General features: G+C 33.8%; 14 protein-coding genes and 1 pseudogene. 11 read left to right on the top strand and 4 right to left on the bottom strand.

What is annotated here, in order from left to right; translation table 11 throughout:
• The 3 genes and pseudogenes from RFH42_RS16355 to RFH42_RS16365 all read left to right on the top strand — a co-directional run.
• A pseudogene (locus tag RFH42_RS16355) lies at positions 1-848 on the top strand (AAA family ATPase); the annotation flags it as partial.
• A 661-nt stretch (positions 849-1509) separates the two neighbouring features.
• The gene (locus RFH42_RS16360; RefSeq protein ID WP_308976979.1) at positions 1510-2778 is read left to right on the top strand and encodes a hypothetical protein; all 1269 of its coding nucleotides are present in this window, start codon (positions 1510-1512) and stop codon (positions 2776-2778) included.
• Positions 2775-3932 carry a DNA methyltransferase gene (locus RFH42_RS16365; RefSeq protein WP_308976981.1) on the top strand — a complete coding sequence of 386 codons (1158 nt, stop codon included), beginning with the start codon at positions 2775-2777 and terminating at the stop codon, positions 3930-3932. Before RFH42_RS16360 ends, RFH42_RS16365 begins: the two co-directional genes overlap by 4 nt.
• A 55-nt stretch (positions 3933-3987) precedes the next feature.
• Here RFH42_RS16365 and RFH42_RS16370 read toward each other — a convergent pair whose 3' ends face one another.
• Entirely contained in the window at positions 3988-5394 is a 1407-nt protein-coding gene (locus RFH42_RS16370; protein WP_308976983.1) for a hypothetical protein, read from the bottom strand.
• Positions 5394-5609, bottom strand: coding sequence for a helix-turn-helix domain-containing protein (locus RFH42_RS16375; RefSeq protein WP_261503491.1), 216 nt, complete (start codon positions 5607-5609; stop codon positions 5394-5396). Before RFH42_RS16375 ends, RFH42_RS16370 begins: the two co-directional genes overlap by 1 nt.
• Before the next feature lie 1008 nt (positions 5610-6617).
• Here RFH42_RS16375 and RFH42_RS16380 point away from each other — a divergent pair.
• The 3 genes from RFH42_RS16380 to RFH42_RS16390 are packed head-to-tail and all read left to right on the top strand — an operon-like array spanning position 6618 to position 8043.
• The gene (locus RFH42_RS16380; RefSeq protein ID WP_180009592.1) at positions 6618-6782 is read left to right on the top strand and encodes a hypothetical protein; all 165 of its coding nucleotides are present in this window, start codon (positions 6618-6620) and stop codon (positions 6780-6782) included.
• A 60-nt stretch (positions 6783-6842) separates the two neighbouring features.
• Positions 6843-7172 carry a helix-turn-helix domain-containing protein gene (locus tag RFH42_RS16385; protein WP_308976984.1) on the top strand — a complete coding sequence of 110 codons (330 nt, stop codon included), beginning with the start codon at positions 6843-6845 and terminating at the stop codon, positions 7170-7172.
• Positions 7150-8043 (top strand): reverse transcriptase family protein, encoded by an 894-nt coding sequence (locus RFH42_RS16390; protein WP_308976985.1) that lies wholly within the window; start codon positions 7150-7152, stop codon positions 8041-8043. Before RFH42_RS16385 ends, RFH42_RS16390 begins: the two co-directional genes overlap by 23 nt.
• Positions 8044-8080: 37 nt before the next feature.
• Here RFH42_RS16390 and RFH42_RS16395 read toward each other — a convergent pair whose 3' ends face one another.
• Both RFH42_RS16395 and RFH42_RS16400 read right to left on the bottom strand, forming a co-directional pair.
• Positions 8081-8377 (bottom strand): hypothetical protein, encoded by a 297-nt coding sequence (locus RFH42_RS16395; protein WP_308976986.1) that lies wholly within the window; start codon positions 8375-8377, stop codon positions 8081-8083.
• Positions 8378-9019: an AAA family ATPase gene (locus tag RFH42_RS16400; protein WP_078426706.1), complete on the bottom strand. Its 642-nt coding sequence runs from the start codon at positions 9017-9019 to the stop codon at positions 8378-8380.
• A 1379-nt stretch (positions 9020-10398) separates the two neighbouring features.
• Here RFH42_RS16400 and RFH42_RS16405 point away from each other — a divergent pair.
• The 5 genes from RFH42_RS16405 to RFH42_RS16425 form a co-directional block, all read left to right on the top strand.
• Entirely contained in the window at positions 10399-10566 is a 168-nt protein-coding gene (locus RFH42_RS16405) for a CopG family transcriptional regulator (RefSeq protein WP_180009595.1), read from the top strand.
• A complete protein-coding gene (locus RFH42_RS16410; protein WP_308976987.1) occupies positions 10563-10961 on the top strand; it encodes a hypothetical protein in 399 nt (132 codons plus the stop codon). The genes RFH42_RS16405 and RFH42_RS16410 overlap by 4 nt, the downstream gene beginning before the upstream one ends.
• Before the next feature lie 8 nt (positions 10962-10969).
• A complete protein-coding gene (locus RFH42_RS16415) occupies positions 10970-12049 on the top strand; it encodes a type IV secretion system protein (RefSeq protein ID WP_308976988.1) in 1080 nt (359 codons plus the stop codon).
• A 151-nt stretch (positions 12050-12200) separates the two neighbouring features.
• Entirely contained in the window at positions 12201-12680 is a 480-nt protein-coding gene (locus RFH42_RS16420; RefSeq protein WP_308976989.1) for a hypothetical protein, read from the top strand.
• A 233-nt stretch (positions 12681-12913) separates the two neighbouring features.
• The coding region (locus RFH42_RS16425) for an AAA family ATPase (RefSeq protein WP_308976991.1) at positions 12914-15022 on the top strand (2109 nt) is incomplete at its 3' end.

A 15022-nucleotide genomic window follows, 5' to 3' on the forward strand; every position in this document is an offset into this window, starting at 1 on the left:
ACGCCTATATCCTTGCCAGTGAGAATATGAATGCTAATTTAACCTATGTGGCACTAACACGGCACAAGGGCAATGTAGAGCTAAATTACAGTGCTACTGCATTCAATCAGGATGAAAAAACGTGGGTCAGAAATTCTGAAGGGAAGTATCAAGAAAAAGAACTCACACCGTTTGATAACTTGAAACGTACTTTAGGACGTACTGAAGTTAAGAGCTTTACAACGGATTATTCAGTCGTACAGGCAAAAGATGAACTTATAAAGAACTATATTCGTGATCATCGAAACAGCCTTGATGATCAGCGGGAATTGTATAACTTGAATAGCACATTTAAGGCAATTACTACGCCAGACAAGCATTTCAGCGAAAAAGAAATCATTGAAGAAGTACGAAATAGCCTAAGATCAAAAGCTTTATTGGGTGATGAGATCGTAAGATTTAACGGTCAAATGAACATTGCCAAAGGTGAACAGCTCCAGTTAGATCAGGAACTCACTTTAAAGACCGGCTTTTTAAAGAAAGAACACTTTGAGAAAGATACACCGCTTCAGGTGATTGATGCCTACAAAGTCAAAGATAAGGCAGTGATGAAAGTAAGAATTAAGGCTGAAGAATATGAAGTACCCTTTGAAAAGCTAAATATTCGCTATTCAGACAAGTATTTAACTGAATATAAAAAAGATACTTCAGCACGCTTTGATAGTCGTCATAAAGCTGAAATGGTGAGTAAGTTCAATCAACAATTGCAACAGCAGAAGCAGAGCCAGCCATCACAGAATCTAAATGCACCAAACAGTGAGATCAAGCATTCTCCAAGCATCAAAAATAGTCATAAAATGAAGTTTTAAGTTGATATAGCTCTTTTAGTCTCTTGGTTGTAATCCAAACCATATCTATTAAAAAAGCATGTTCTATGAATTTTTAACTCTATATGATGTCCTTCATAGATGATGGAATGTTTAAATCCATTTGCGCCAGAAGCAGGTTCATTGCAAATTAAGCATTTATGAATCTTTAGTCTTTCTTTAAATCGTTTTTTCAATGTCCGTTCGTTCGCCAAAGGCGAAATTAAGAACAATGTACTGAAAAGGTTGTCAGCACATCGAATATGCATTAAATAGCCTTTAAAAGAACGGCAAGTATGAACTTTGGTATTTACGTCTTTTTTACATTCTAAGCAGGGTTTTATTACGGTCTGTCTAGTGTTCTTTTCGTAGAAAATTTGCATAGATTTCAATAAAATATTAAAAACAATATTTTTACTTTTTTTGCTTGAATTTCAATATAACAATAGATTATTAGGGACTCTATTGTTATTACTATTGATAGTTCTCTGTTCTGAGATGACATTTATCGTTTTATAGAAGATGTTTTATGCTCAATCTATTGAATTTAGGGTCTTTTGAAATGCTTAAATGTTGACTATGGGTCACATAATGGTATCATCTTTTATATTTCCCTTATCTTGAGTCAAGAGCTCTAATTAATTTAGGCTCCCCAATAAATTCTATGCAAACTGAACTATTCCACAAAGCATCTTTTGAAATAGAAGCTAAACACACTACACATTCGGGTGGTAAGGGTGAATACCTACATGATTGGTACTCGTATTTGGAGGGATTTTCATCATCATTTGTATATGAAATTTTAAAAACATATGCTCCTAATGCTGAAATTGTTCTAGAACCTTTTGCTGGAGTTGGAACGACTCCAGTCAATAGCTCTATTTTAGGTTATACATCTTATTATTGTGAAATTAACCCAGTTTTAAGAAAAGTGGTCGCAATTAAGAAAAAAATTCTTAGCCTTTCAGATAGTGAAAAATCAAAATTTTTACTAGATATTAGTAGTCTAGGGGAAAATTTAAGTGGTTATTTACAGAATGTAGAGCCATCTGAAGAACTAAGAAAAAAATATTACGATTGTTTTGATAAAAGCATTTTCTTTTCTCAAGATGCTTTTGAGCAAGTACTTAAATTTAGATCCTTAGTGGATAATATTACATTAAAAGATGAACTTTTAGCTGAAGCTTTAGAAGTAGCAATACTATCTTGTCTAGTAACTTGTTCTTTATTAAAAAGATCAGGAGATGTACGCTTTAAAACACCAAAAGAATTATCTAAAGGTGTACCTCTACTACTTCCATCAGTATTAAAACAATTAAACTTAATGATGGATGATTGTAGAAATTGCCCTCGTGCATTAGCTCCAATGAACTTATTGGCAAATAACTCAAAAGAAGTTTTAGATATTAAAAGTATCCAAGCTGATATCGTTATCACAAGCCCTCCTTACTTGAATGGTACTAATTATTTTCGAAATACAAAGCTAGAACTCTGGTTTATTGGCGAGCTTTTAAATAATAAGAGCCTTCGTGTTTTTAGAGATCAGGTTGTGACATCTGGAATCAATGATGTCACTAAAGATAAAGGGAAAGATATTTTACCTTTGGTATCTGATTTATATGCTGAATTATTAGAAAAAGCCTATGACGCTAGAATTGCTAAAATGATGTCCGCATATTTTTATGAAATGAAAATAGTGCTAGAAGGATTACATCACCATACCAAACCTAATGGTGTTGTATGCATTGATATTGGAGATAGTGTCTATGCAAATGTATATATTCCTACGCACACAATTTTGACGGAAATAGCTAAAGATTTAGGCTTCTCGTTATATGAAGAAATTGTATTAAGAAAAAGATATTCCAATGGTGGAGCTGAGTTAGGTCAGTATTTATTGGTATTTAAAAAAATGGATAGTGACGAAAAATGAAATCAGCCAAACTCGCTAAAATTTTGGAAAAATGGGATAGATTTAAAACAAAGTTTCCTCATATGGATGAACCATTCTCAAAAAGAAATTGGGGATCTGATTTACATTCGGTTTGTTCTTATCAAGGAAAAATGAAACCAGCTTTGGCTTATCATCTAATTGATACCTTCTCAGTTGAAGGCGATATCGTCTTAGATCCATTTAGTGGATCAGGAACTATTCCATTCGAAGCTGCTATAAATGGTCGTTCTGCCTTTGGATTAGATATTGGTGTATTAGCTACTTCTCTTTCGAATGCGAAGTTAAAGAAGCATAATAAAGATGAAGTACTTAAAATCATTGAGATGTTAGATGATTTTATCCGTAATAATAAACCACAAGATAAAAGCATATCTGAATCAAAAGAGGTCGCTTTTAATAAGACTATTCCAGAATATTTTCATGAGGATACCTTTGAGGAAATTCTCTTAGCGAGAGAGTTTTTTCTTAAAAACAGTGACCCAGAATCAGAGAATTGGTCACTAGTTTTCGCATGTATGCTACATATTTTACATGGGAATAGACCTTATGCTTTAAGTCGTAATAGTCATCCTATTACTCCTTATGCACCTACGGGTGAATTTATATATAAGAATGTAGTTGAAAAGTTAACCAATAAAGTTAACAAATCGCTAGAAGCTCAAGAGCTATTAAATCTAACTTCATCTAAATGTTTTTTAGCTGATATTCTTAGTGAATGGCCGGAAGAAATTCAAAAGGTCGATGCGATTATTACATCTCCACCTTTCTTTGATAGTACAAAATTCTATATGACAAATTGGATGAGGTATTGGTTTTGCGGATGGAATAAGCAAGATTTTCAAGAAAATCCTAAGTCTTTTGTAGAGGTCATGCAGAAAAAGAATTTTGATGTTTATGATTTCATATTTAAAGAAAGTTATGAGCGTTTAGTTGATAATGGTATTGCAGTCTTTCACTTAGGTCATAGTGATAAATGTGATATGGCTAAATCATTAATTCCTTTTGCTGAAAGATACTTCGAAATTCTTGATGTTTTTACAGAGTCCGTTGAGCATTGTGAAAAACACGGTATCAAAGATAAAGGTAGTGTTAAAGGACATCAATATTTAGTTTTAAAGAAAAAGAGCTTGTAGATTGATTTACAAGAAAGGCTGTAATTTTTTGAAAATTACAGCCTTTTTTTTTAAATTAGTCTCGATTTCTGTAAAGTTTGAGAAGATCTATTTTTTTACCAATATCTGTTTTGTTTAGTGTTTTTTGTAGAGCTTTCAATAGTAAATCCGAGGTTAGCTTTCCATCACGTATTTTCTGTAGTTCTGGTTTCTGACAGAAAGAATTGAATAGCCAGTCTAAGTTATTAATTAGATAATTTACGGCATTCAAGTTGGGACTTGGGTTTTTTAGTTCGATAAGTGAAAGCCCTGTTATTTTTGATAATTCAATGAGCTTTTCTTCTGAATAGAATTCAGAAGGTGCTCTATCTCTTTTTTGTGAGTTGCACGAGCCGCAAAGACATGTTGCTGTCTCATCTAATGGCCATAAGAGAGCCAGAGGGCGAGTATGGTCTAAATGCATTTCTTTTGACGACTCAAGATTAGCTAAACAATTAAAACACTTTTTCTCAAATTTTAGCCATATGTCATCAGTTAACTCACGACCACCGGATTTCTCTCTATACATGAGTTGTGGGCTTTTGCCAAAAATACCTGTTAGAAGTAATTCAAAAGCTCTTCTCCTTGCACCATCCTCTTTCATCTGAGCAGCAGTACGTTGAGGATTGTGTGCAGCATTAACTTCAAATTTCTTACAAAATCTACATTCTAGTTGATAGCCGTACTCTAATTGTACTATTTCATCCGTTTCGATATTTTTTAATTTCCCGAAACCACTATGAGAACAAGGCCGTCTATGATCAGCAACACAATGATTTGAAAAACTTAAATGGTGTCTTTCGTTGTTAATATTTATCGGTAGAAAACGAGCACAACGATTGCAAGATTTTAAATGAATATCTACATTGCAAGTTTGAGTAGAATCAAAGCTTAATTCAATACTTACATCACCCTCTATAGAATAGAAGTTAGACTCTGGTGCAAATTGGTACATATTTCTTAATAGAATAGGCTTTTCTGATTTTGCCCATTCCAAGTGTTTGTGTTCGACAATACCGCAGCCGACTTCGTAAAGTGCAAGATATGAATCTTCAAGAGCTGTAAATCTAACTTGTGTTTGCAGAACATTAGTATAAGTATTAGAAGTTGCCATTGAGCCGAACTTGGACCAATTATTATCTTCAGGCTCGGTATGAAGTTCTTTACCAAATCCACCTTTAAAAACTTCGATCTTTATTTTATTGTTGCATGAATACCATCCGCCAAATGCAACTATATCTCCAGAGTTATGATCTGGAATCTGGAATGTTATAGCAACATTTTCCCCCTTTGGAATTAGAATACTCTCGACTTCTTCTATTTTAAGCTCACCACCAGTTGAATCAGGATGACTTTTAAATCCAGAAGTTCTAGTTGTTGTCCTTCTTCTCCCAGAGAATTGTGTTTTACCTGGTAGTTTATTTCCTAAATATTCAGTAACCATTACATACCATCGAATAGCTGAGATAAGTTTTTATCTAATGCTTTTGCAATTGCATTTAGAGCTTTTAAAGAGATATTCCTTTTCCCAGTTTCAACGCCACTAACATAGGTTCGATCTAGACGTGCTTTATCAGCTAAAGCCTCTTGCGATAGTCCATAATCTTTTCTGATAGCTTTAAGGTGATTACCAAAATTTTTAAGGAGTTCTTCTTCCATTGCAGAAGCTGTCCAATTTTTTACTTACTCTTATGATAGTTTTTGTAGACTATGAGTCCACGTACTATGAGTCACATATATGAGGAAAAATTAATATTTATTTCTTATTAACAATAGGATGCAAATAAAAAAGGACAATAGTATCGTTGCTCTCTTAATATTTGATGTGTTTGTTATAGTTCCTATTGCATATGAATTTTCTACTATTGTCTTTTTTGTCTGGAGCATCCTGCTCTATGTACGGATAATAAGAAGTTGATCTGGAATGATATAGACGTATAGCAGTTGAATTAATCTGATTGAAGGGTATAAAGCTTATAATTTTTATCCAAAGATTTGTCCGCAGAAATTGGGGATAATTTAAGCCAGCGCTGGCTTGATAACGCAGAGAAAAATGACAAATTGATTAAATATTGATCAAATTTATTGGCAAGAAGTATCAAAATTGCTTAAAAAGAAACCGACTTGTTTCCAAGTCGGTTTTTTGTTGTTTTTCAGGGGGGTGAAAAAAATTTAACTATATGAAAAACAAGGATATTTTAAAAAGCATTTCGTATAAGCTCTATTATGTTAAATAGACGTTTTTTTTTGCTGTAAAATTTCATTTATATAGCTCTTAACAAGAGATCTTAGCTAAATAAAAAATTCGCTATTAGCGAATTTTTGTTGCTTTTATTGTTTATATATTTATAATAGTCTTATCGTTTCGATGACCAGATTTCCGTCTGGATGATGTTCTTTTTATTCAATAAATTTATGAAAGAAAAGAAGCATCACCTTTTTGAATTACAGCAATGTAATTCGTGGAAGATTTCTTCTACCCCATGCCCGTACAGTTTCTATATTTTGTATTTTAAATATGATCTTATAGAAATCTTATATTAGGCTTAGTCGCCCCTTGCTGACGGCAGCAAGGGGCAGACTTTAGAGATAACTTGCTGATACGGTTCTTTATTACTGACGGAGCCTAACAATCCTGTTAGGTGTAATTAAGAAAGGTACCATATTATGGAAAAATCAAACGAAAATCAGCAAGCACTTGAGCAAGGAAACATTCAACAGCATACGGTTAAGAAGAAAAGAAATTTTCTGCTTACCGTAATCCTGAAGGGGGTTTCTTTTATTGCAAATATTGAAAGACTCTTGAGTTTTTTTGATAGATTCGATCAATAGAGCAATATCCGTTTGGAGTTCAAGTGAACTCTAAAAGTAACCTACGCTAGGACGTTACATATGATTCATAGAACATTAAAAGCAATTCGAAAATTTCATGGTGTTTCTCAAGCGGAACTAGCTTCCGAATTGCATATATCAAAATCATATTTATGTGAATTAGAGTCAGGGAAAAAGACCGTTTCTTACAATTTTTTAGAAGACTTTTCTAAATATTTTGAAATCCCTACATCTTCTTTAGTATATCTTTCAGAACATATTGAAAATCCTGAAAAAATATCTAAAAAATTTAAGTTATTTGCTACATCTAAAATTATAAGTATCTTAGAATGGGCAGGTGAAAAAAAGCTTAAAGATAGTGACGAAGATGACGCCAAGATGCAGTGCTAATTACGATATTTCTCAATCTATTTTATATAAATTACATTCGAAAAAAAAATTATCGGAAATTTTAGGTTTACCTCTTAGTGTTCTTAAAATTTGTAAGAATGATTCATACTACTCATGCTTTGATTTAGAACAGAAAAATAAAATTAGATCTATACAGCAACCAATAGATCAATTATTTATTATTCATCAGAGAATAGCGTCATTGTTAACTAGGATATATCATCCTGATTATTTACATTCTGGACGAAAAAAGCACTCTATTATTACGAATGCCTCACAACATCTTATTTCTGATAAAAAAACTTTAACTATTGATATTGAAAATTTTTTCCCCTCTACAACCCAAAATAAAGTTTTTCATTTTTTTAGAACGATATTCAAACAATCTGTTGATGTAGCTGATCTTTTAAGCCATCTACTTACATTTAATAATCATGTACCAACAGGTAGTCCGGTTAGTATGAGCCTTGCATTTTGGGCAAATAAAAATCTTTTTGATGAATTATCTAGATTTTCTAAAAATAGAAATACAATTATGACAGTTTACGTTGATGACTTAACTTTTACTGGTTCTGGCGTTAATAGTAATTTTTTGAAAAATGCTTCAAAGATTATAGAAAAACATAACCTTAAGGTTAAGAAAAGTAAGGTGTTTCTATACAAAGAGAATCAAGCAAAATTTATTACAGGAACGGTAGTTTTAAACAATAAACTTGAAGCGGAGTTCAAACAATTTAAAGCATTAAGAGTTTCTGAATTCTTATTCCTGAATGATCCGAAAAATGAAGTTTATAGAAATGCTTATAATGGCCGTCTAGCATTTTTATCTCAAATAAAGCCAAACTTAAAAATAAAAATGAAATTTAAGTAACTTACGTAAGTTAAGTAGCTTACGTAAGTTTTTTAAGTTACTTAACCTCATCTAAAACAGCTAATTGCAAATCCTCTTTTGAGAGTTTCTGTAACTGATGCAAAGCTGCTTTCAAAATGACTGAGCGATTTGCTTTAGCTACTCTTGAATCTACCAATAGATCATCAATTTCTTTACTAACTTCTTCTGTTAGTGAAAAGGTGAATCGACGATATACCTGTTGTGAACACTCTAAATTTTTTACACGCTTAGTAGACCCGCTAATGAAATCCTCAATTTTTTGGTCTGTAGATTTAGATTCCTGAGCTGATTTTGTTAAACCTTTGAGTGCCATTTAAAGTTCTCCTAAAAACTCTAAAGCAAGTTGCTCTATTTCAATGATTGCCTTTTTATCGGTATCAACTTCAAATACAGAAAGTCCATTTTCATCGGCATCGTCATATACGTTCCGATTGGTTGTAAATTGATTCAAAGGCGATAAACCAAAAGACTCGCATGCATCTTTTGCATCAAGAATTCGCTGTACTTGGCTAGGTAATGTTGGACATTGAGTAATAACGGCTCTAGTAATTAAGTTTGGGTTAACTGCTTTAGCTAATTTAATAAGTTGTTCAACATGAACTAATGTCTTTAGGTCACGACGTTTAGGTCGAAATGGTAAAAGCATATGTGTTGCAATAGTCATTGCCGAGCGTAGAGCTTCGGAGTCTTGACCACCAGCATCAATAATAATGTCTTGATAACGTCGAGATAGATCGTCTAAAACCTGTCTAATATTACCAGCTGCTTGAACTGATGGAATGTTCTTTAAATCAGAGTTTTCATCTCTTTCTTTAACCCAATCAGTAGTAGTTCCTTGAGGGTCAGCATCTAAAAGTAAAATGTCTCGCTTCTTCTGCTGAAGGTAAACAGCTAGGTTTTGAGCAAGACAGCTTTTACCAGATCCCCCTTTTTCACCGCCAACTAAGATAATCATATTTTTATGTAACTTACGTAACTTATTTAACTTAAGAGTATCCGTAAATATGAAATGGATCAATAGGTTTATGTTAAGTAAGTTACGTAAGTTATTCAAGTTATGCGGAAGTTACTAATATCTAAGAAAAATTTTTTTTAAATTTTTTTCTTAGTCATTTTTATAAGATTTTAGGTCTCTATGGAAGGTGTTTTTTGAAATTAACAGGTGGCAAAAAAATTAGTTATTAGATGATTTATAAGAAGTTATAGATAGAGAAATCCACATATATTGTTTTGTGAGTACCAATCAATATATGTATGTTTTTTAGAAGATTTTTCCTTTGAAAAATAAAAGCCCTCCTTGACATACATCAAGGAGGGCTTTAAATTCGTCGGTACGCAGTTATTTGATGGTGGAACATCAAGTAACGAAGATCAGCAGAGCTACCAACTCGTGCAGATTTCACCAATGGCTTGTACCTGAACTCTATTTTCACAGGAAAATGATATTAGTTCAAGCCCCTAAATGATAAGTCTTCGTTAGTTAAGTGTTTTTTTTCATCAAATCAGCTTTAAAAAGCAGGTTTTGCCTACTTCTGCGCGTCCGTTTTACGGCTGGCATGTGGTGTGGGTGGAAGGAATTAAGCGACGCTAGCGCACCACAGCGATTGTTTTATATGGATAAAGCAAGAGTTGCTACTAGGGGAAATCGACAAAGCAACAGCGTGATGAGTAGCTGAATACTTGGCTTAAATCGTAAATTGGGGAAACCCTTGCGGAGATAGTTGGGTTCAGTTGGTTTGAGAACGTGTCGATGCGGTGTGTGAATCGTAATCTCAGCCTATAAGGGAAAGCACAATTACCCTTTGCAGATACGACCGATGCGTGGCTCCGTCAGCCCGAAAAGGTGTATGGCAATACTTTAAGAGCAAGCAAATTTTTTGCAGGCTCTTAGGGTGAGTATTGCCGAAACTCACTCAACGTTCACCATCAGCCCAAAGGGCTTGCCCGACGGCTGAGGGTGCGGGGAGTGAGTGAGCGCATTTAATTAATGACTTTAAATTTGAAGTCATAGTTGAATATGGTCGTAATTCTTCATAATTGAGCGTATTTACCACTTTTTCTAATTTTATGTACCTTTTCTTATTGAAATAAAAAAATAGTTTAAATCGCAAATTAGGAGCATTTGAAGGCATAGATATTTCTGATGCCTTTTTTTCTGTGTAGCTCATGCTTTGCATGGCTGTACTCGAAAAAAACTCATCTTATAAATGAATACCTAAATTGAATTGTACTCACAAAACAATTGATTTTAAAGGATATTTTTCAAAATTAATACAAAAAATGATCATGTTTAAAAATAGAATAAAACTGTAATTGATTCAGTTTAGGAATGTGATGAAGAAAGATACCAATACAAAGCAATTAACTGTTTTGGTTGATGTTGATGAATTAAAAGATTTCCAAAGTGTTTGTAGAAATCAAGACATGAACTCGAGCCAAGTTATCCGAATGTTTATTCGGGATTACATTAAAAAATATGGAAAAAAAGAGAGTACTAAATGAAAAAATTAATTAAGACTTTATGTTTATCTATTCTACCAGTTGCACTATTTGCTTGTTCTAAGCCTGATATTTCAGGTGTGTGGATTCCTGAAAAGCATGATTCAATGGATTTAACTTATAAATATTATGAAATTGGAGAGAAAGATAGTTCAGATCGTTATAGCTTTACTAAATATATTTATATCGTGAACTCACCGATTAAAAGTCAGAAACTCCCATTACTGAATGGAAAAATTCAAAAAAAATTAGAGTTCACCAAAGACAACACATATTGCGTTGAAGGTTCTTTAAATACTGAATGTGTGGTTTATGTTGATGGAAAATTAAATATTTATGATGAAGGTATATTTCTAAAATCAGAACAGAATCCGCCTAAGATTCTTGTTAATAAATAGGTGATGTTATGAAGAAAATCATCTACTTGTTGATGCTGATAGTTAGCACTTTAGTGTTAAATTCAGCTTATGCTGTTGAAAATTTCACTAATTCACAGGACTTGGGAGCTGGACAAGTTCAAACTAATCAAGATGGCAGTATCACAATTCCTAATACACAAAATCAAGAAAAACAAAAAATGGGTGATGCTGTTAAATCTGTTTCTAATAATGGGATGGAAGTTCTAAATAACGTTACCGAGAGAATTGCAGGAGATATAGACAAGAAAGTTAAAGATCAGATTAAGAACTATTATGTAAAAATCACGGAGCCAATCATTCCAGTCTTTGCAGGTTTTATCATTATTTGGATCTCATTCCAATCTATTAAAATGATGCTAGGCATGGCTGTAGAAATTCAGGGTGTGATAGCAACTTTCGTGCTTATGCTATTGATCTGGTCAATCGTATTTACATGGGATTCATTCTTTCCATACGTCGCCGAAGTATTTCTAGATGATGTACCAAATTTAATAGGTGAAATGACAGGGACAGATGCAGTTAGCACTTTCCAGTCTTTTATGACAGTTATCTTAGGTGCGATAGCTTTAGCCTTTGAAAATGTTGATACAGGGATTACTAATGCTGTTTCGGGTTTTTTCTTTGTCTTGATTTATGCAGGAATGCTAGGGCTAGCTTGTATCGTTTGCGGTTTATTTTTTCTCATTTGGATAATTTCAAAGATTATTATTGCGATTATTTTAGTAGTTGCTCCAATTTTCTTAGGTTGTGCGATGTTTCCTGCAACTCGTAGATATGCCACAAACTGGCTACAAGCAATTTTAACCCCACTTGTTGTTCTTCTTTTGCTGATTGTGAGCTGTGATCTAATTCTTTCAACCATAGTTCCGATTGTGGATGAACTTAATCAAAATGGTTCATCTTTTATTGGCGCATTTGTAATGATTATTACATTAATTATTGTGCTAGGTGTATTTTGGCTTGTTCCAAAAATTGCTATTTCACTGGTTGGTAGTGGATTTGATGCCTCAACTAGTGCTACAACGGGATTAGTACAATCTCTTAAAAAGACTGTCACCAAGAGATGACGAATAAATAGAGCAAAGTGTCTACTTTGCGAACTGATAAATTTTAATTTTTATCCTCCTTGATTACCGTTTCATTTCAAGCGAAGCCGTCAAAATCTATGATTTTGGCGAGCTGACCGAAGAAATGAAACCCAAGTTTTTAGGTTTTGATATGAGTAATACGCATACATACAGTAGTGGGAATAATGACGGTGCCAAGTTATTTCTATTGGTCTTTGGCATAGTGATTGTTGCTTGTCTTTTGGGGATTTGGAAAGCTACTAATTCATTGGGCTTAGACATTTGGACAGGGATATATACTGTTCTTTATATAATTGGATGGATTGCTCTTGTCGTTGGTATTGTTAAAGTCGGCTTGAATGTTCCAAATAAATTTTTAATCCCTGTGCTAGCTATGCTGTTTTTAGCTTGTTTCTTTCCAGTTTTAAATGACTATGCGCTACAGTATTCTGACAAAGGTTTTCATATAGCACCTGAGCTATCTTATCTTCCTAGCGAAACTGAAAAAATGGAATTTGGTGCTACAAAAATTACAGTGATATGGGGTATGTGGTATGCAAAAATTCTTTATCTTGCTATCGCTGGATTAATCGGTTTGGGAATACAGAAAGTATTTTTTGATGATGATTGATCTATTTTTGAAAATACTATGTATCTAAAACCACATGAAATATGTGGTTTTTTTTATATCTTTTGAAAGATTTTCTATAGAAATCAAAGTGCTATATTTTTTATAAAACAAGTTACGAAAATTCAATACAGAAAGCGGATTTGTGGGACTATCATTTACGAATAGCAATGAGTAATGCACGCTTCCTCGTTTCTCTTTGAGAAACAAAAAATCAGACCATCAAAAAAGGCAAAATGGCAACCTATCATCTATCGGTTAAGGCAGGAAAAAATGCAAGTTCTTCGGGAAGCCGAGGAGCAAGCCATTACGCCTATATTAATCGAGATGGGAAGTATAAAAGAGCCGATATTGAAAAGATTGAATCAGGTAATTTGCCGACTTGGGCGAAAGATGCAAAACACTTTTGGAAGTCAGCAGATAAAAATGAACGCATGAATGGGCGTGTCTATACTGAATTAGAAATCTCATTACCTAGAGAATTAACACAGGAACAGCGAGAAGAATTAGTTAGCCGATTTGTAGAAAAAACTTTAGGTAAAAATTTTACGTATTCCTATGCAATTCATAACCCTTTAGCCCGAGATGGTGAACAAAATCCGCATGTTCACTTAATGTTTAGCGAGAGAAAGTTAGACGGTATTGATCGGGATGAAGCACAACATTTCAAACGCTACAATTCTAAAAATCCTGAATTGGGCGGAGCAGGGAAAGACCGATATTTTAATGCCCGAAATTTTATTTCTGATGTTCGTTTAAGTTGGGCGAATACTGCAAATGATTATATGGAAAGTATCGGTTTAGATTCACGTATAGACCATAGAAGCTATCAAAAAATTGGTACAGAAATTCAAAGTCAAAATTTCCGAGCTGATTACATTAGCCATGATAAATATCTAATTAACGAGAATATCAAAGAGATTCGACGACAGAATGGTGAAACCATTATTGAAAAACCAAGTGAGGTTTTAAAAGTCCTTACTTCTACTCAATCATTTTTTACCATCCGTGAACTTGATCGATTCTTGGAAGCGCATACGGATGGACAGGAACAGTATTTAAAAGCACGTGAAGCGGTTTTAACATGCCCTGAAATGGCGGTTTTATATGGCAAAGATAGTGTTGTTTTATCTTCTAATGAGTTGGTCGGAATAGAACAATCTATTTCAGCACTTATTTTCAATGCGAACCAAGACAGCCGTGTACAAAAGCCAAGAACTTTAATTGATAAATTGCCGTTAAATGCTATGCGTGTTGCTGAAACTAGGACGTTTAACAGTGAGCAAGAAAAGGCATTCTATACACTTACGTCTACAGATCGAATCAGTCTTTTAAATGGTTCTGCGGGTACTGGTAAATCATATGTTTTAAGTGCTGTATCTGAAGCTTATAAAGAATCAGATTATCAAGTGTACGGAATTGCATTACAGGCAATTACAGCCAAAGCAATTGAGACAGATTGCGATATTCCAAGCAGTACGATTGCTTCATTTTTAGCAAAATATGAAAGCGGTAATTTAGAGGTTAATAACAAGACTGTTTTAATCTTAGATGAAGCGGGCATGGTCGGTTCAAGAGATATGCAGAAACTTCTAATGATCGTTGAGAATCACCATGCACAAATTAAATTAGTTGGGGATAGCTACCAACTTAATGCCGTTATGGCAGGTTCTGCATTCAATCATATTCAGCAAAATTTAGACCATAAAAATACGGTTTCACTTGAGAATATTCAGCGTCAGCGCTCTAGTGAAATGAAAGAAGCATCACAGCATCTTTCTAAACACAACGTAGATCAGGCATTAGAAATCTATAAAGCCCTAGATAAAGTAAACGAATATGAATCCCATGAATTTGCTTTAGTTAAAACGATTCAATCGTGGTCCCTTGACCAGGGCGAGAGTAAATTAATGCTTGCTCACTCAAATCGTGATGTAAACGAGTTAAATGCTATGGCTCGATCTATCTTGATTAAAGAGGGCAAGCTTCCTGCAGAAAGTCATAAGGTCAGCACCTATAAGGGCGAAATTGAGCTAGCGATAGGTGATAAGATTGTATTTAAAAAGAATGATAAGCACCTGAATATTTCCAATGGTGAAATAGCTAAGGTTATTGGCTTTGAGCTTGATAAACAGCAAAATATCAAAAGCATGATGATTGAATCAGATCAGGGCAGGAAAATATCAAAAATTGATTTAGACAGCTATCAGCACTTTAAACATGGCTATGCCAATACGATTCATTCATCACAAGGTATGACGGTTGAAAACGCCTATATCCTTGCCAGTGAGAATATGAATGCTAATTTAACCTATGTGGCACTAACACGGCACAAGGGCAATGTA

This window comes from Acinetobacter rudis, assembly GCF_031157835.1.
GTDB classification, from domain to species: domain Bacteria; phylum Pseudomonadota; class Gammaproteobacteria; order Pseudomonadales; family Moraxellaceae; genus Acinetobacter; species Acinetobacter rudis_A.